Origin of the sequence: Pseudomonas muyukensis (assembly GCF_019139535.1) — a bacterium.
Lineage (GTDB): Bacteria > Pseudomonadota > Gammaproteobacteria > Pseudomonadales > Pseudomonadaceae > Aquipseudomonas > Aquipseudomonas muyukensis.
The window spans coordinates 2027822-2044745 of the sequence record NZ_CP077073.1 but is presented as its reverse complement, the minus strand read 5'-3'; the positions used below and the strand labels follow the sequence as shown (position 1 = coordinate 2044745).

The 16924-nt window shown below is 64.8% G+C and carries 13 protein-coding genes; 8 read left to right on the top strand and 5 right to left on the bottom strand.

Features of this window, described 5'->3' with window-relative positions:
• Positions 1-19 precede the first annotated feature (19 nt).
• Positions 20-625: an outer membrane beta-barrel protein gene (locus tag KSS95_RS09170; protein ID WP_217853380.1), complete on the bottom strand. Its 606-nt coding sequence runs from the start codon at positions 623-625 to the stop codon at positions 20-22.
• Positions 626-746: 121 nt separating this feature from the next.
• Between KSS95_RS09170 and KSS95_RS09165 the strand changes: the two genes are divergently transcribed.
• Positions 747-1538, top strand: a complete 792-nt coding sequence (locus KSS95_RS09165) for a dienelactone hydrolase family protein (protein WP_217853379.1) — start codon at positions 747-749, stop codon at positions 1536-1538.
• Positions 1539-1696: 158 nt separating this feature from the next.
• A complete protein-coding gene (locus KSS95_RS09160) occupies positions 1697-2392 on the top strand; it encodes a 4'-phosphopantetheinyl transferase family protein (protein WP_217853378.1) in 696 nt (231 codons plus the stop codon).
• Here KSS95_RS09160 and KSS95_RS09155 read toward each other — a convergent pair.
• Positions 2389-3993 (bottom strand): ATP-binding protein, encoded by a 1605-nt coding sequence (locus KSS95_RS09155; protein ID WP_217853377.1) that lies wholly within the window; start codon positions 3991-3993, stop codon positions 2389-2391. The two genes, KSS95_RS09160 and KSS95_RS09155, sit on opposite strands and share 4 nt — an antisense overlap.
• Positions 3990-4685: a response regulator gene (locus tag KSS95_RS09150; RefSeq protein ID WP_217853376.1), complete on the bottom strand. Its 696-nt coding sequence runs from the start codon at positions 4683-4685 to the stop codon at positions 3990-3992. The genes KSS95_RS09155 and KSS95_RS09150 overlap by 4 nt, the downstream gene beginning before the upstream one ends.
• Before the next feature lie 762 nt (positions 4686-5447).
• Here KSS95_RS09150 and KSS95_RS09145 point away from each other — a divergent pair.
• The 3 genes from KSS95_RS09145 to KSS95_RS09135 all read left to right on the top strand — a co-directional run bounded on the left by KSS95_RS09145 (position 5448) and on the right by KSS95_RS09135 (position 10895).
• Positions 5448-8327 (top strand): ribonucleoside-diphosphate reductase subunit alpha, encoded by a 2880-nt coding sequence (locus KSS95_RS09145; RefSeq protein ID WP_217853375.1) that lies wholly within the window; start codon positions 5448-5450, stop codon positions 8325-8327.
• 585 nt (positions 8328-8912) lie between these two features.
• Positions 8913-10163 (top strand): ribonucleotide-diphosphate reductase subunit beta, encoded by a 1251-nt coding sequence (locus KSS95_RS09140; RefSeq protein ID WP_217853374.1) that lies wholly within the window; start codon positions 8913-8915, stop codon positions 10161-10163.
• A 195-nt stretch (positions 10164-10358) separates the two neighbouring features.
• On the top strand, positions 10359-10895 hold the full coding sequence (locus KSS95_RS09135) for a BRO-N domain-containing protein (RefSeq protein ID WP_217853373.1): 537 nt from the start codon (positions 10359-10361) through the stop codon (positions 10893-10895).
• A 39-nt stretch (positions 10896-10934) separates the two neighbouring features.
• Here KSS95_RS09135 and KSS95_RS09130 read toward each other — a convergent pair whose 3' ends face one another.
• Both KSS95_RS09130 and KSS95_RS09125 read right to left on the bottom strand, forming a co-directional pair.
• The gene (locus KSS95_RS09130; RefSeq protein WP_217853372.1) at positions 10935-11255 is read right to left on the bottom strand and encodes a helix-turn-helix domain-containing protein; all 321 of its coding nucleotides are present in this window, start codon (positions 11253-11255) and stop codon (positions 10935-10937) included.
• 258 nt (positions 11256-11513) lie between these two features.
• Positions 11514-11984, bottom strand: coding sequence for a GNAT family N-acetyltransferase (locus KSS95_RS09125; protein ID WP_217853371.1), 471 nt, complete (start codon positions 11982-11984; stop codon positions 11514-11516).
• Between the two features lie 357 nt (positions 11985-12341).
• On the opposite strand from KSS95_RS09125, the gene pdxR reads away from it, so the two are divergent.
• The 3 genes from pdxR to KSS95_RS09110 all read left to right on the top strand — a co-directional run bounded on the left by pdxR (position 12342) and on the right by KSS95_RS09110 (position 16899).
• On the top strand, positions 12342-13823 hold the full coding sequence (gene pdxR / locus KSS95_RS09120) for a MocR-like pyridoxine biosynthesis transcription factor PdxR (RefSeq protein WP_217853370.1): 1482 nt from the start codon (positions 12342-12344) through the stop codon (positions 13821-13823).
• 209 nt (positions 13824-14032) lie between these two features.
• A complete protein-coding gene (locus KSS95_RS09115; protein WP_217853369.1) occupies positions 14033-15463 on the top strand; it encodes an L-lactate permease in 1431 nt (476 codons plus the stop codon).
• A gap of 17 nt (positions 15464-15480) precedes the next feature.
• On the top strand, positions 15481-16899 hold the full coding sequence (locus KSS95_RS09110) for an aminotransferase-like domain-containing protein (RefSeq protein WP_217853368.1): 1419 nt from the start codon (positions 15481-15483) through the stop codon (positions 16897-16899).
• The last annotated feature ends 25 nt before the right edge of the window (positions 16900-16924 follow it).

Genomic DNA, 16924 nt, shown 5'->3' with positions numbered 1-16924 from the left:
GTACAGGATAACAGCGGCCTCAGAACTTGTAGGTAGCCGCCAGGTAGGTCTGTGCGCTGCTATTAAGGCGCAGGGTGCCTTCCTTCGGCCCGCCACGGGTCCCGATCTCGGTGGCGGCGTTGCTGCGCAGGTAACGGTAGCCCAGCTCCACCGAGGTATTGTCGGTGACTTCCTGGATCACCCCGGCCTGCAGGCCCACGGCGTAGCCGTAGTCGGTGTCGCGACGAGCGCCTGGCGAGTCCTGGGTCAGCTTGGTCATGCCCAGGCTGCCGCCACCGAACAGCTTGGTGGTATCGCCCACCGGCAGGAACAGGTCGTAGCTGCCGAGCAGGTTTTCCTGGCGCAGCTTGACGCCGCCGTGGTCACCCGAGACGTTGTCGTAGGTCAGGTAGTAGCGGCCCTGGTCGTTGATCTTGCCCAGGCGCGCGCCCCAGGTGCTGTCCTTGCCGATGATGCCGTCGGCGTTCAGGCCGTCGGTATTGCGTTGCAGCAAGCCGGACTTGCGCACTTTGTCGCTGGTCTGGCCGTAGGTCAGGCTGGCGAAGTTGTCGTCGGCCTGGGCGGCGGTAGTGAGGCCGGCGGCGCAAACCGCCAGGGCGGCGATCAGGGTGTTGAGCGTTTTCATGGTTGGGTACTCCGGTTGGATGCGTTGTTTCTGTCTGGGGGCTAGAGTAGGGAGGGCGCCCTGAACCCTGGCTGAACCCGGCCTGAACCCTGGCTGAACGAACCGAACAAGGAGCCTGACCATGCGTACCCTGCTTGCCCTGGCGCTGCTGTGCAGCGCCTCCCTCGCCCAGGCGGCGGTGCAGACCCGCGAGATCCCCTACCAGGACGCCGACGGCAATCGCCTGGTCGGCTACTACGCCTACGACGACGCCCTCGAGGGCAAACGCCCGGGGGTGGTGGTGGTGCATGAGTGGTGGGGCCTGAACGACTACGCCAAGCGCCGCGCCCGCGACTTCGCGGCGCTGGGCTACAACGCCCTGGCCATCGACATGTACGGCGATGGCAAGCACACCGAGCACCCCGCCGACGCCCAGGCGTTCATGGCGGCGGCGATGAAGGACCCGAAAGCGGCGGCGCGGCGCTTCGATGCCGGGCTGGAGCTGCTGAAGATCCAGCCCAACACCAACAAGCACCAGCTGGCGGCCATCGGCTACTGCTTCGGCGGCAAGGTGGTGCTCGATGCCGCGCGCCGGGGTGAAAAGCTCGATGCCGTGGTGAGTTTCCATGGCGCGCTGGTAACCCAGACCCCAGCCAAGCCTGGGGTGATTCGCGCCAAGATCCTGGTGGAACATGGCGAGGCCGACAGCATGGTCACCCCGGAGCAGGTGGCGGCGTTCAAGAAGGAAATGCACGATGCCGGGGCCGACATGAAGTTCGTCGGCATACCTGGGGCCAAGCATGGGTTCACCAACCCGGATGCCGATCGGTTGAGCCATGGTGGGCATGGCGGGCCGGATATCGGCTATGACAAGGCGGCTGATGAGCGTTCGTGGAAGGATATGCAGGCGTTCTTGAAGACCGCGTTTGACTGAAGATTTTGCGGCTGCTGCGCAGCCCTTTCGCGACACAAGGCCGCTCCTACAGGGATATGCGCTCTCCTGTAGGAGCGGCCTTGTGTCGCGAAAGGGCCGCAAAGCGGCCCCAAAATCTGTACTCCACCACCCGCCAACAGGCTGGCACAATACCCGCCATGAACAGACTCCCCACCTGCTGCGCCCCGCTCCAGCATCACTGGCCCCTGCCCCACCCGGTCCCCGGCGCGGTGCTGGTCAGTTGCGCCTTCGACCCGGCCCAGCTGGCAGCCGACGATTTCCAGCGCGCCGGCATCGTACAAACCGCCAATCTGCAACGCTCGGTGGCCAAGCGCCAGGCCGAATACCTGGCCGGCCGGGTATGCGCCCGCGAAGCCCTGCTGCGGCTGGATGGCCGTGACTATGTGCCAGCCACCCACGAGGACCGCTCGCCCATCTGGCCGACGGGCATCCATGGGTCGATCACCCATGGCCAGGGCTGGGCGGCAGCCGTTGTGACGGCCCAAGGCACAGGGCTTGGGCTGGACCAGGAAACCCTGCTCAGCGAAGAGCGCGCCGCACGCCTGGCCGGGGAAATCCTCACCCCCGCCGAACTCGAACGCCTGGACCGCAGCCAACAGGCGCTGACCGTGACCCTGACCTTCTCGCTCAAGGAAAGCCTGTTCAAGGCGCTGTACCCGCTGACCAAAAAGCGCTTCTATTTCGAGCATGCCGAACTGCTGGAATGGTCCGCCGACGGCCACGCCCGCCTGCGCCTGCTCACCGACCTGTCGGCCGAGTGGCACCACGGCGTCGAGCTGGACGGCCAGTTCGGCCTGCAGGACGGCCACCTGCTCAGCCTGGTCAGCGTTTAATCGCGTGGCTGCTCCCGCGGCCAGCTCAGGCTGAAGCACGCCCCGCCCAACTGCTCGCTGCGCCCGACCAGCGCCCGGCCACCGTGCCAGTAGATGATCCGCCGCACGATCGACAGGCCCAGCCCGTGCCCGCCCGAGGCGCGGGTGCGGCTGTCGTCCAGGCGGGTGAAGGGGGTGAAGATGCGGTCCCACACCCCTTCTGGAATACCCGGGCCGTCGTCCTCGACATCGATCCGGCAACGCTCCTGCCCCAACTGGTAGCTCAGGCGCACCTCGCCCTCGGCATGGCGCATGGCGTTGCGCACCAGGTTCTGCAGGGCCCGGTGCAGGTAGCGCGGCTCGGCCTCGACCCAGGCGCCGCCGCCGTCCAGGCCGTGGCATTGGCCACGCAGCACGCGCACCTCGGCGCGCAGCGGCGCCAGTTCGTCGATCACCCGCGCCAGCAAGGCGTCCAGGTCCACCGCCTGGAAACTCAGCGCCGGCGCGCCCTGCTCCAGGCGCGCGTAGGTCAGCATCTCGTCGACCAGCTTGTCCAGGTCCTGGATGTCGCCGTCCATGCCGGCCAGGTGCTTGGCCCGGGCCTGCTCGGTGCTGGCGCTCTCGATCATCTCCAGGCCGAAACGCAGCCGCGCCACCGGCGTGCGCAGCTCATGGGACACCGCCCGCACCAGCTCGCGCTGCATGGTCAGCGAGCGCTGCAGGTGCTCGGCCATGCCGTTGAAGGCCTCGGCCAGGCGCCCCACCGAGTCGGCATCGCCGGCCGGCACGCGGGTGTCCAGGCTGCCCTGGGCAATGCGCGTGGCCGCCACCTCCAGGCCCGAGACCCGGCGCTCCAACTGGCGCACCAGCAGGTAGACCACCAGGCCGATCAGGCACAGGCCGAGCAAGGCAATCAGGATCAGCAACTGCGGCGGATAAGGGTTGAGCTGGTACAACGGGCCGATCTCCAGCACCCAGGGTGAGCCGGACAGCCCCGAGAACACGCGGATCGAGTCGCCATCGCGGCCCAGCGCCATCACCGTGTCGCCCTCCTCAACCCGGCGCCGCTGGTCGTCGTCCAGGGCGGCGCGCTCGATGCGCTGCAAGGCCACGTCGAAGCCGAAGCCCTTGTCCCGGCGCAGTTGCGCAAGGCGGGCCTGCTGCTCGGTCACCGGATAACGCACCAGCTCGTCGGCCAGCAGGTACAGGGTGGCGCGGGCCAGTTGCTCGCTGATCTGCTTGACCTCGGCCACCAGCAGCAGGTCTTCGTGGCCGACCCGGCGCAGCACCCGAGCGGCATGGGGGCCGGTTTTCTCCACCACCACCAGGTCGCGGTACAGGCGCGCTCGCTGGCTGCCATCGAGGGTGAACGCCGACTGCGGTTGCAGGCCCAGCGGCACGCCGAGCAAGCGCTCCCAGATCACCAGCGAACGGGTGCGCTCCACCGCGTTCTGCTGTGCCAGGTTGTCGGCCATCAGGCTGAAGGTGCCCTGGGCCAGGCGCTCGCGGTGCTGGCCGGCGCGGATCTCGTTGAGCAGGTGCAGGCTGAGCACGCCGAGCACGGCCACCAGCACCAGCACCGCGAGCATGCCGCCGTAGATGCGCAGGAAGATCGAGTTCATGGCGCCTCGCCGACGAACAGGTAGCCCTTGCTGCGCAGGGTCTTGATCAGCCGCGGGGTGATCGGGTCGTCGCCGATCTTGGGGCGGATCTTGGAAATGCGCACATCGATGGAGCGGTCCTGGCCGTCATAGCCGACGCCGCGCAGCGAGGTGAAGATCTCCTCGCGCGACAGCACCCGCCCGGCGTTGCTGGCCAGCAGCCAGAGCAGGTCGAACTCGGCGCCGGTCAGCTCGATCAACTGGCCGTGCAGACGCGCCTCGCGCTGGCGGCTATCTATATGCAGCGGGCCGAAGCTCAGGTCCGGGCGACGCTCGGGGGCCTCGCTGCGACGCAGCAGGGCATTGATGCGCGCCAGCAGCAGGCGCGGGCGCACGGGCTTGCACACGTAGTCGTCGGCGCCCAGGTCCAGGCCCTGGACCTGGTCGAGCTCGTCGCTGCGGGCGGTGAGCATGAGGATGGGGCCGGGGTACTGGCCGCGTACCCGGCGGCAGATGCTCAGGCCATCTTCGCCGGGCAGCATCAGGTCGAGGATCACCAGGTCCGGTTGGCTGTCGATGATGCGCCGCGCGGCGCGGCCGCCATCGCCCTCCACCGTCACCTCGAAGCCATTGGCCTGGAGGTACTCGGCGGTAAGCTCGGCGAGGCGCTGGTCGTCCTCGACGATGAGGATGCGGTTGATTGGCTGGTCCATGGCCTTACCCTTCTTCTGGTTTTTGTCGGGCCTTGCTGTTGGCTGTATCAAGGCCGATACAACCCTTTGATTCCAGCGAAAATCCACCTTCACCAAAGCGCAACATCGCCTGCCGATACTACGTCCCGCCCCCACCCCTGCCAACCACATCGCATGGCGCTGGACTGAACCGTTTTTTGTGATAGGGTGCGCGCCCGCAGAAATCTGCGCGGGGGCGCGGCAGCGGGAAAAATAGTGCAAACCACTTGGGACAAGGCCTACAGCCGATACCCACGAATGACCCACAAAGTACACACAACTTATCCACAGGCGATCGAGTTGCAAAGCCCCCAAGACCGCATTATCTTGTATCCCCATCGCAGCGAACCACTAGATATTGGGTTTCGCGCAAAATCACAAACACAAGTCAACAGGCAAATTCAAGCGAATTTTCTGGCTGAACTTAACGTGATTTCAGCAGCCAAACCGCTCCAGCGGCGGCGACCGAGGCAAGGCCCTAGATGCCCTTGTTCGGGTATGAGTGTTGCAGGCAAGGCCCAGCACTCATCAGCAACAGATTTTGGGTACGCCCAGAACCTTTGACTTCGGCCAGGGAGCGGCAGGTTATTGCCCCTTATTCCTGATCTGTCCCGAAGTCGGTAAGCCCGAGCGGGCGGATGCGTGCGCATGCCGCATCCCCGCGACGGCCATCGAGCAAGTGGACGGAACGGTGGGCGCCCAACAGGCGCCTGAACACTATAGAAACTGTGGAGACACCCACCCATGCAAACCGACACAACTCGCGAGAACCCGCAGGGCAAAGCGCCGCAGGCCGCCGATTCGAACCAGGATCTGGCTGCCACCGCGCCTGGCCAACTGCGCGTGATCAAGCGCAACGGCACTGTCGTCCCCTACACCGACGACAAGATCACCGTGGCCATCACCAAGGCGTTTCTCGCAGTTGAAGGCGGCACCGCCGCCGCCTCGTCGCGCATCCACGACACCGTCGCGCGCCTGACCGAGCAGGTCACCGCCACGTTCAAGCGTCGCATGCCATCGGGTGGCACCATCCACATCGAAGAAATCCAGGACCAGGTCGAACTGGCCCTGATGCGCGCCGGCGAGCAGAAAGTCGCCCGCGACTACGTGATCTACCGCGACCAGCGTGCCAAGGAGCGTGCCACCCGCTCCAACGCCGACAGCGTGGTCGAGCCGCACCCAAGTATCCGCATCACCCTGGCCGACGGCAGCCTGGCGCCGCTGGACATGGCGCGCCTGAACACCATCATCAGCGAAGCCTGCGAAGGCCTGGCCGAAGTCGATGGCGAGCTGATCCAGCGCGAAACCCTGAAGAACCTGTACGACGGCGTCGCCCTGAAGGACGTCAACACCGCCCTGGTGATGACCGCCCGTACCCTGGTCGAGCGTGAGCCGAACTACTCGTTCGTCACCGCCCGCCTGCTGATGGACACCCTGCGCGCCGAAGGCCTGGGCTTCCTGAACGTCGCCGACAGCGCCACCCACCACGAGATGGCTGAGCTGTACGCCAAGGCCCTGCCGGCCTACGTCGAGAAAGGCGTCGAGTTCGAACTGCTCGACCCAGCCCTGAAAAGCTACGACCTGGAGCGCATGGGCAGGGCGATCAACCACGAGCGCGACCAGCAGTTCACCTACCTGGGCCTGCAGACCCTGTACGACCGCTACTTCATCCACAAGGATGGCGTGCGCTTCGAGCTGCCGCAGGTGTTCTTCATGCGCGTGGCCATGGGCCTGGCGCTGGAAGAGAAAGACAAGGAAGCCCGTGCGATCGAGTTCTACAACCTGTTGTCGTCGTTCGACTACATGGCCTCGACCCCGACCCTGTTCAACGCCGGTACCCTGCGTCCGCAGCTGTCCAGCTGCTACCTGACCACCGTGCCGGACGACCTGTCGGGCATCTACCACGCGATCCACGACAACGCCATGCTGTCGAAATTCGCCGGTGGCCTGGGCAACGACTGGACTCCGGTGCGTGCACTGGGCTCGTACATCAAGGGCACCAACGGCAAGTCGCAAGGCGTCGTGCCGTTCCTGAAAGTGGTCAACGACACCGCCGTGGCCGTGAACCAGGGTGGCAAGCGCAAGGGCGCGGTGTGTGCCTACCTGGAAACCTGGCACCTCGACATCGAAGAATTCATCGAGCTGCGCAAGAACACCGGTGATGACCGCCGTCGTACCCACGACATGAACACCGCCAACTGGATCCCTGACCTGTTCATGAAGCGCGTCTTCGATGACGGCAAGTGGACCCTGTTCTCCCCAAGCGAAGTGCCTGATCTGCACGACCTGACCGGCAAGGCCTTCGAAGAGCGCTACGAGTACTACGAAGCCCTGACCGAGTACAACAAGATCAAGGTGTTCAAGACCATCCAGGCCAAAGACCTGTGGCGCAAGATGCTGTCGATGCTGTTCGAGACCGGCCACCCATGGCTGACCTTCAAGGACCCGTGCAACCTGCGCAGCCCGCAGCAGCACGTGGGCGTGGTCCACAGCTCGAACCTGTGCACCGAGATCACCCTGAACACCAACAAGGACGAGATCGCGGTCTGCAACCTGGGCTCGATCAACCTGCCGAACCACATCGTCGATGGCAAGCTGGACACCGCCAAGCTGCAACGCACCGTGAACACCGCCGTGCGCATGCTCGACAACGTGATCGACATCAACTACTACTCGGTGCCGCAAGCGCGCAACTCGAACTTCAAGCACCGCCCTGTCGGCCTGGGGATCATGGGCTTCCAGGACGCGCTGTACCTGCAGCACATCCCGTACGGCTCCGACGCTGCGGTCGAGTTCGCCGACAAGTCGATGGAAGCGGTCAGCTACTACGCCATCCAGGCTTCCTGCGACCTGGCCGACGAGCGCGGCGCCTACGAGACCTTCCAGGGTTCGCTGTGGTCCAAGGGCATCCTGCCGCTGGACAGCCAGCAGATCCTGATCGAGGCCCGTGGCCAGAAGTACATCGACGTCGACCTGACCGAGAGCCTGGACTGGGCACCGGTGCGCGAGCGTGTACAAAAAGGTATTCGTAACTCGAACATCATGGCCATCGCGCCAACCGCGACCATCGCCAACATCACCGGCGTGTCGCAGTCGATCGAGCCGACCTACCAGAACCTGTACGTGAAATCGAACCTGTCGGGCGAGTTCACCGTGATCAACCCGTACCTGGTCCGCGACCTGAAGGCCCGCGGCCTGTGGGACTCGGTGATGATCAACGACCTGAAGTACTACGACGGTTCCGTGCAGCAGATCGAGCGTATCCCGCAAGAGCTCAAGGACCTGTACGCCACCGCGTTCGAAGTCGAGACCAAGTGGATCGTCGACGCCGCCTCGCGTCGCCAGAAGTGGATCGACCAGGCCCAGTCGCTGAACCTGTACATCGCCGGCGCTTCGGGCAAGAAGCTCGACGTGACCTACCGCATGGCCTGGTACCGTGGTCTGAAGACCACCTACTACCTCCGTGCCCTGGCCGCGACCAGCACCGAGAAGTCGACCATCAACACCGGCAAGCTCAACGCCGTGTCGAGCGGCGGCGACAGCGCCCCGGTCCAGGCCGCGGGCCCTGCCCCGGTACCGAAGGCCTGCGCCATCGACGAGCCGGATTGCGAAGCCTGCCAATAAGGCCTGATGCCGCAAGGGGTGCCCAATGGGTGCCCCTTGCGGCATTTTTGCATCCGCAAATGGCCCGCTGAAACGCTGCCTTTGTAGGAGCGGCCTTGTGTCGCGAAAGGGCTGCGCAGCAGCCCCAGGATCTCGACCCCACCGCGAGATTGCCGGGGCCGCTTTGCGGCCCTTTCGCGACACGAGGCCGCTTCTACAAGGGTTTTTCGAACCCATCATCTTGTGCTGTAAAAAATAAAAATCCACTACATGTAGTGCTTCGCACTATTTGCCGCTAAACTCCCTCACCGTAAAGTACGACACGAGATTCCCTGAACGGACGTGCACAGAACCGGTCGAAAATTTACCCTCGCCCGCCAGACACGCGCCCCGATCGAAAGCGAATTCCGGTATACTGCGCCCCCTCTGAAAAGGGCACCCATTCATGTCCCTGGCCCCTCCCCGAGGCCTGGCCAGGCACGAGTCCAGATGTAACGAGAGTCAGCCTCTCGAGCTGTCCATACGCCGTAACGGCCTTGCGTCAGGCATCACATTCTTAAAATCCAACCGGTTGCCCCAGGGCGACCCTCAAGCAGGAGCCAAACCATGCTGAGCTGGGACGAATTCGACAAAGAAGACGGTGAAGTCGCCGCCAAAGGCAACACCGCCGCACAGGCCACTGCCACCACCACGCTGGACAAGCTCGACAGCGCCGGCGGTGCCGCCGCCCTGGAAGCCCGCGCCGCCACCGCCGCCGACTCCGACGCCGTGAAGCGCGCCAAGGCTGCCCTGGACGCCCTGGACATCGCCGAAGGCCTGGCCGAGCTGGAAGGCTCCTCGGCCCGCGTCGCCGTTGACGAAAAGCGCATGATCAACTGCCGCGCCGACCTCAACCAGCTGGTCCCGTTCAAGTACGACTGGGCCTGGCAGAAGTACCTCGACGGCTGCGCCAACCACTGGATGCCGCAAGAGGTCAACATGACCGCCGACATCGCCCTGTGGAAGAGCATGGACGGCCTGACCGAAGACGAGCGCCGCATCGTGATGCGCAACCTCGGCTTCTTCTCCACCGCCGACTCGCTGGTTGCCAACAACCTGGCCCTGGCCGTGTACCGCCTGATCACCAACCCGGAGTGCCGCCAGTACATCCTGCGCCAGGCCTTCGAAGAGGCGATCCACACCCACGCCTACCAGTACTGCATCGAGTCGCTGGGCATGGATGAAGGCGAGATCTTCAACATGTACCACGAGATCCCGTCGGTCGCGAAAAAAGCCGCCTGGGGCCTGAAGTACACCCGCGCCATCTCGGACCCGGAGTTCAACACCGGCACCGTCGAAACCGACAAAGAGCTGCTGCGCAACCTGATCGCCTACTACTGCGTACTGGAAGGCATCTTCTTCTACTGCGGCTTCACCCAGATCCTGTCCATGGGCCGCCGCAACAAGATGACCGGCGTCGCCGAGCAGTTCCAGTACATCCTGCGTGACGAGTCCATGCACCTGAACTTCGGCATCGACGTGATCAACCAGATCAAGATCGAGAACCCGCACCTGTGGGATGCCGCGATGAAGGAAGAGGCTACCCAGATGATCCTGCAGGGTACCCAGCTGGAGATCGAATACGCCCGTGACACCATGCCACGCGGCGTGCTAGGCATGAATGCGGCGATGATGGAGGACTACCTCAAGTTCATTGCCAACCGTCGACTTACCCAGATTGGGTTGAAGGAAGAGTATCCGGGGACTACTAACCCGTTCCCTTGGATGAGCGAGATCATGGACTTGAAGAAGGAGAAGAACTTCTTTGAGACTCGCGTTATCGAGTACCAGACTGGTGGTGCTCTGAGCTGGGATTGATCGTCCAGCTATCCAAAAAGGCTGCCCTTGGGCAGCCTTTTTTATTTACCGAGCCTCAAAATCAAGAAACCTCCTACATACGTATCACTACTTAACCAAAGGAAACCACGGTAGTTTGTCTGAGCGCTAAGAACGCTCACATGGCGGAATTCCGTTCCCGTTAGAAACGGCTCTCCCTGACTTGGATAGCCCATCATGACTCACTACTCCTCCACCCTCTTCACCCGCCACAACCGCCCCCTCCACACCCTCTGGCTCGAATCCCAAGCTTGGTTTTGCGCCCACGAACTCGGTCGGATGGCCGGGCACTTCTTCGGCGAACCCAGCATCCGCAAGCTCGACCCGGACCAGCATCGCAGCGTGCAGTTGCTGCGCTACGGCCGCTACAGCGACACCGTCATGGTCAGCGAGTCCGGGGCCTATACCCTGCTGGCTCATCACCACATTCCGGAAAACCGCCACCTGCGCCACTGGCTGACCCATGAGGTGGTGGCGGTGCTGCGCGATGGGCAGGACTCGGCGCTGGAAGACCTGCCGCGCCTGGGCAGGATGTGCTGGCCGGGTGGGCATACGGCGAGTCTGTTGTATTGGCAAAGTGAGCCTTGGGTACGGATGCGGGATATGCCGGTGGTGATGGCGGCGGAGAGGCCCGTGGTGGTGCCCGAGCGGCGCAAGCTGAGCTGGAAGGAATGTGCTCAGCGGGCGTTGCGGTTGCACGGGGTTGGCGATTGAACCCTGCGATCCACTGAAAGGGCTGCCATGCAGCCCTGTTCAATCCAGCCCTGATTTCTTCCGGATGCGCTGGCGCTTGGCACCGAGCTCATAGCGAGCTATGTCGGCTATGCACTCCACCTTCGGCAAAAACAGCGCCTCAAGCTCTTTTCTTCGGCCTAGAACCATCGCCACTCGGATCAGATTTTCAAAACCGACATTTCGTCCCGTTTCAAGGTTGGACACGGTATTGGTGCCGATGCCGGCACGAGCAGCCACTTCCGCTTGCGACATCTGTTGAGCGAGCCGCTCGGTGCGCAAGCGCTCGCACAGCGCCCTCATGAGTTCACTGGGTTTGGTAAGACTTAAATCCAAATTCATGTGTGTTATCTGAGTAAATGGCAGTTAAGGCACAAAATATTGGATTAAGTATTCCTCTGCCAGGGAGGGATTCGTCTTTCTGAATGGTCTGACAGCACCGTAAGACTCAGGCAGATTTCGAAGGAGGATTTCTGATGGCTGGAGCGTGGGAGCGGCGCTGCGCCGCAGGAGATTGCACCGCAAAGCCGGTGCTCCCCTTCGCGGGGCAAGCACGCTCCCACGCCCTTATCTGCTCACAATGGACTTAGCACAATGGCCTTAGTGAGCAACATCCAACGGCATCCGGTACTCGATCACCCCCGGCTTCTCGGCAATCCAGTCATACAACCGCTGCGCAGTCCGGTTGGTTTCCTGGGTATGCCAGTACAACCGGTCGCACTGCTGCTGCCGGGCCTGGTCCTGGACGTACTCAATCAGTTGCTTGCCGATCATCCGCCCCCGGGCGCTCGGGCAGACGAACAGGTCTTCCAGGTAGCAGAAGTCGTTGCGGCCCCAGGTCGAGCGGTGGAACACATAGTGGACGAAGCCGAACGCCCGCTCGCCATCGGTGGCCACGGCGCAGTGCATGGGCTCGGCCGGGTCGAAGAAGCGCGCCCAGGTGCGCTCGGTAATGGCTGGGCCCAGGTCCACTTGGTAGAAGGCCTGGTATTGCGCCCAATGGTCGCGCCATGGGTGCAGGTCGGTTTGCTTCACTTCGCGAATGAACACGGGCTGTCGGGTGGTGGTCATGGTTGGAACCCCTTTGGGACAAGACTGCGTGAATGAGTGAGGGGCCGGCCTGCCCGTAGCGCTTGCCTTCCTTGGTGGTTGCTTGCGGGCTTGGGTTTTATAGCGGATAAATGGTTGGTTTTTACCTGCCAATTGACCGGTAGTGGCCAGACCATTGTGTGAGTCTAGATGGGCGTAAGGCTTGAGATTGCCGGGGCTGCTTTGCAGCCCTTTCGCGACACAAGGCCGCTCCTACAGGGGGGCGCGGTCGCCTGTAGGAGCGGCCTTGCCGGGGCGCCGGACCGGTCGGAAAAGGCCGCGAAGCGGCCCCGGCATTGGCAGCCATAAATCAGGTCCAACAGCCAAGGAACCAGGCCAATGTTCAAACACGCGCAGCTGGAATCGGTGAAAGCCTGGATCAACGACCCCACCCATGGCGCGCTGGCCTTGCATGTGCGCATCCAGCGGGCGATCCGCCAGCTGATCCTCGATGGCGCACTGCCGGTGGGCAAGGCGCTGCCCGCCTCGCGCCCGCTGGCCCAGTCCCTGGGCGTCTCGCGGGATACCGTGGAGTCGGCCTACAGCCAGTTGCACGCCGAGGGCTTCATCGAGCGGCGCGTGGGCAGTGGCAGCTTCGTATCGCAACGGGCCCGCTGCCTGCCGTCGCGCAAGCGCCAGCGGCCGGCACACAGCGAAGCCCCGGTGCAGTTGAGCCGCCGGGGTGAAGCGCTGTTGCACAGCGGCGGCGTCCACAACTTCCAGTCGCCCCGCCCCTTCGCCCCGGGCGTGGCGGAAACCCGGCATTTCCCCCTGGCCATCTGGGAGAAGCTGGAGCGGCAGGTGTACAAGGAGTACGGCACTCGCGCGCTGGAACACAGCGAGCCACAGGGCATGCTCGCCTTGCGCAGGGCAATCGCCGACTACCTCAACCTCGAACGCGGCGCCCAGGCATCCGCCGACCGTATCCTGATCCTTACCAGCTCGCAGCAGGCGCTGGGCCTGTGCGCCCAGGTACTCATGGACGCAGGCGACCGGGTGCTGGTCGAGGACCCGCTGTACCAAGGCACGCGCAAGGCCATCAGCGCCGCCGGGCTGCAAGGCGTGCCGGTGCCGGTGGACGCGCACGGCCTGCAGGTGGACGGCATGGCCCAGCTAGCGCCGGATGCCCGGGCGCTGTTCCTCACCCCTTCGCACCAATACCCGACCGGCGCCACCCTGTCGCTGGACCGGCGCCTGCTGGCCATCGAATGGGCGCGCCAGCAACGGGCGTGGATCATCGAGGACGACTACGACAGCGAGTTCCACTACGCCGGCCGCCCCACCGCCTGCGTGCAGGGCCTGGATGCGCACGCGCGCACGCTGTACATCGGCACCTTCACCAAGTCGCTGGGCGCCGGGCTGCGCATCGGCTACTTGCTGCTGCCGCCCCAGCTCGTCGCGCCAATGACCGCCGCGCGAACGCTGCAAGACGGCCACAACGCCTCCATCGCCCAACTGACCCTGGCGCGGTTCATGGAAGACGGGCACTTCAACGCCCATGTGCGGGCCATGCGCAGCCTCTATGCCGAGCGGCGCGACGTGCTGGCGGACCTGGTGCACCGGCACCTGGGGGCGTTTCTACGCCCGCAAGTGCCGGTGGGTGGGCTGCAGATGCCCTGCCACTTCGTTCAGGACTTGGCCGAAGACGCCGTGATCAGGGCGGCACGCGGAGTGGGGATCGATCTGTTGGGGCTGGGCAGCTTGTACGCGATGCCGAGCAACGATGCCGGCGTGCTGATGGGGTTTGCGGCACTGACGCCCGCCGAGCTGAGGGAGGCGGTGGTGAAACTGGGGAAGGTGCTGGCAGGTTTGACCAGGTAACGCCTCGGATTGCAGGCATTAACGGCCAATATCGCAGGCAGTGCCCAGAAATCCAGGCATTGGCGTGTGAAGAGGTGTAAGCCGGTGGCTCCAACGCCACAAGCCCGGGGCTGTATTGAAAAACCCCCACCCCCTGTATCTATTGCAGGCCCGCCCTTCCCTCCACCATCCGTTCCACACTTCCCTGGATGGCTGAAGGAACCCGCATCATGGCTGCCCTGCTGCTGCAAATGTCCCCCATTGGCCTGGTGATCGCGCTGATCTTGCTGCTGCGCCGCCCCCCCGTGCAGGCTGCGCTGGCCGGCGTGGCGGGCGTCCTGTTGCTGTGGGGCCTGGGCGCCGCGCAGCCGCTGTCGGCGGCGGTGTCCGGCGCCATCCTGCAAGACACGCTGATCCTGTTCCTCAGCACCGCCTGCGTCATCGTCCCGGGGCTGGCCTTCGTCATCCTGGTCGAGCGCGCCGGCGCGCCCCAGGCCATCGGCGCCTGGGTGCGCGAACTGGGCTGGACGCCGCCGATGCAGGTGATCTTCATCGTGCTGGGCCTGGCGCCGCTGCTGGAGGCCATGACTGGGTTCGGGGTGTCGCTGATCGCCACGGTACCGCTGCTGATGGGGCTGTTTTCCCGTGAGGTCGCCATGAAGATGGCACTGGCCGGCATGGTGGTGATGCCCTGGGGCACGCTCGGACTGGCCACGGTGATCGGCGCGTTGCTGGCCCATGTGCCGGCGCAGGAGCTGGGCAGCCATTCGGCGCTGGTCAGTGCGCCGGTGTTCCTGTGCCTGGCGGCGGTGGCGCTGGTGCTGGCCGGGGTGCGCAGCGTGCGGGCATGGCTGGGGCTGGCGCTGGTCGCGCTGCTGTTCAGCACAGTGCTGTATGCGGTCAATCGGTGGGCCGGGCCGGAAGCTGCGGGCGTGCTGGCCGGGCTGGCGGTGGTCGGCGTCGGGCTGGGGACCTCCTGGGCGCGGCGCGGGGCGCTGGTGCGCTGGCCGCAGGCGGCGTGGCCGTACCTGGCACTGCTGGGAGTGATCATCGTGTCGCGTGGGCTGTTCCTGCTGTCGGGCTGGGACGGCATGTGGCTGGTGCACGGCAGCAATGTGTCGTGGAAGCCGCTGGCTTCGCCAGGCCTGGCCTTGCTGCTGGTGGTGCTGCTGATGGTCGCCCGCCAGGGCACGGGCTTCCCATGGCAGGCACTGGTCACGCGGGCGCGGTTCCCGGTGGCGACGATCTTGCTGTTCCTGTTGCTTTCCCAGGTGATGGTCAAGGCGGGCTTTTTGGTCGAGGCCCAACGTGCGCTGCAGGCGCTATCGGGGGTATCGCTGGCCTCGACGGTGTCGCTGCTGGCAGGCCTGGCCGGCTATGTCACCGGCTCCAGTGTCGGCGGTAACACCCTGGTGATGCCCTCCATCGCGGCCTTGTCCAGCGCCCACGGCCCCTGGCTGGCAGCCGTGGCCAACAGCGCCGCCGGGCATGGCGCACTGGGTTCGCTGTCGATCCTGTCGCTGATCATCGGGCTGGCCGGGGCCAACCGCGAGGAAGAGCACGGGCTGATCCGCTTCGGCTTTGCCCTGGCGCTGCTGAACATCGCCATCGTGGCTGCAACCGGCGTGGTTTTGCTCTACCTTTGCCCAGCCCCTGCCTGACACCACACAAGGCCGCCATGGATCGCACTCCCAAGCCCGACAAACGCTGGCACACCGTCAACGCCTGGCTGCTGCGCCAGATCGACAGCGGCGCATGGCCCAGTGGCACGCAACTGCCCTCGGTGCGCGAGCTGGCGCGGCTGTTCGACAGTAGCATCGCCACCGTGCAGCGGGCCTTGGCGGAGCTGGAGGCCAAGGCCTATGTGCAGGCCACGCCCCGAGTGGGTTATTTCGTCGCCAAGGGCGCAGCCGAAGTACAAGGGTTCGATCTGGCCAGTGTCACTGTCAACGTCAATCACGCGGTGGTGGCGATGCTCGCCCAGGCGGCCAGCAACACCCACCTCTCATTGAGCTCTGCCGTGTTGCACGACGAGCTCACACCCCAGGTTCTGCTGAACAAGTGCCTGGCGAGCCTGGCCGTCAAGGTCGACCAACCGCTGGCCGGCCTGGTTGCCCCACCAGGCCTCGCCTCGTTGCGCCGACGCCTTGCCGGCCTGATGCTGCAACGTGGCGTTGCCTGCGGCCCGGACGAAGTCCTGGTGACCTCCGGCGACACCATCGCCCTCGAACTGGCCCTCGAAGCCGTCGCCCGGCCAGGCGCCACGGTGGCCATCGAGACGCCGACCTATTACGGCATCCTGCAAACCATCGAACGCCTGGGTATGCGCGCCCTGCCCATCCGCACCCACGCCGACAGCGGCATGGACCTCGACCACCTGGAATGGGCCCTCAAGCGCGGCAAGGTCGATGTAGTGTTCCTCAACCCGACGCTGCAGAACCCACGGGGCTTCATCATGCCCAACGCGGCGCGGGCACGGCTCTCACAGTTGGCGCAGGCAGCGGATGTGCCGATCATCGAGGACGACATCTTCTTCGACCTGGTGGACGAAGCGCAGCGGCCCAAGGCGATCAAGCACTACGACGAGACGGGGCAGACGATCTATTGCTCGTCGTTCTCCAAGACCGTGGCGCCGGGGTATCGGGTGGGCTGGTGCGTGGCGGGGCGGTATCGGGATGCGATCCTGGCCCAATTGTTTTCGCGCAACCTGGCGGTGTCGAGCCTGGCCCAGCGGGTGCTGGATGAGTTCATCGGGCGGGGGTACATGGAGGCGCACTGCGCGAAGCTGCGCGGGCGGCTGGCGGCGCAGGCCGGGGGGATGGAGACACTGGTGCGCTCGGCGTTTCCGCCGGGGACGCGGTATGTGGCGCCGCCGGGCGGGTTTATCCATTGGATCGAATTGCCGGAAGGGACGGACATGCTGGCGCTGCAACGGCTTGCGGCGGCGCGCGGCTGCAATGTCGGCGCCAGCGGGATGTTCTTTGCCGATGGGGAGTGTGGCACTGGGTTGCGGGTGTGCCTGGGGCGGGTGATTACGCCGGAGGTGATGGGCGGGATGAGGGTACTGGCGGAGTGTGCGGCGCTTTCGAGGTCTTGATTGCATTTAAGGTACTTGGGGGCGC

Bases quoted from the DNA above. Each gene is read 5' to 3' on its own strand.
- KSS95_RS09170 (WP_217853380.1), bottom strand. From the start codon at position 625: ATGAAAACGCTCAACACCCTGATCGCCGCCCTGGCGGTTTGCGCCGCC.
- KSS95_RS09165 (WP_217853379.1), top strand. From the start codon at position 747: ATGCGTACCCTGCTTGCCCTGGCGCTGCTGTGCAGCGCCTCCCTCGCC.
- KSS95_RS09160 (WP_217853378.1), top strand. From the start codon at position 1,697: ATGAACAGACTCCCCACCTGCTGCGCCCCGCTCCAGCATCACTGGCCC.
- KSS95_RS09155 (WP_217853377.1), bottom strand. From the start codon at position 3,993: ATGAACTCGATCTTCCTGCGCATCTACGGCGGCATGCTCGCGGTGCTG.
- KSS95_RS09150 (WP_217853376.1), bottom strand. From the start codon at position 4,685: ATGGACCAGCCAATCAACCGCATCCTCATCGTCGAGGACGACCAGCGC.
- KSS95_RS09145 (WP_217853375.1), top strand. From the start codon at position 5,448: ATGCAAACCGACACAACTCGCGAGAACCCGCAGGGCAAAGCGCCGCAG.
- KSS95_RS09140 (WP_217853374.1), top strand. From the start codon at position 8,913: ATGCTGAGCTGGGACGAATTCGACAAAGAAGACGGTGAAGTCGCCGCC.
- KSS95_RS09135 (WP_217853373.1), top strand. From the start codon at position 10,359: ATGACTCACTACTCCTCCACCCTCTTCACCCGCCACAACCGCCCCCTC.
- KSS95_RS09130 (WP_217853372.1), bottom strand. From the start codon at position 11,255: ATGAATTTGGATTTAAGTCTTACCAAACCCAGTGAACTCATGAGGGCG.
- KSS95_RS09125 (WP_217853371.1), bottom strand. From the start codon at position 11,984: ATGACCACCACCCGACAGCCCGTGTTCATTCGCGAAGTGAAGCAAACC.
- pdxR (WP_217853370.1), top strand. From the start codon at position 12,342: ATGTTCAAACACGCGCAGCTGGAATCGGTGAAAGCCTGGATCAACGAC.
- KSS95_RS09115 (WP_217853369.1), top strand. From the start codon at position 14,033: ATGGCTGCCCTGCTGCTGCAAATGTCCCCCATTGGCCTGGTGATCGCG.
- KSS95_RS09110 (WP_217853368.1), top strand. From the start codon at position 15,481: ATGGATCGCACTCCCAAGCCCGACAAACGCTGGCACACCGTCAACGCC.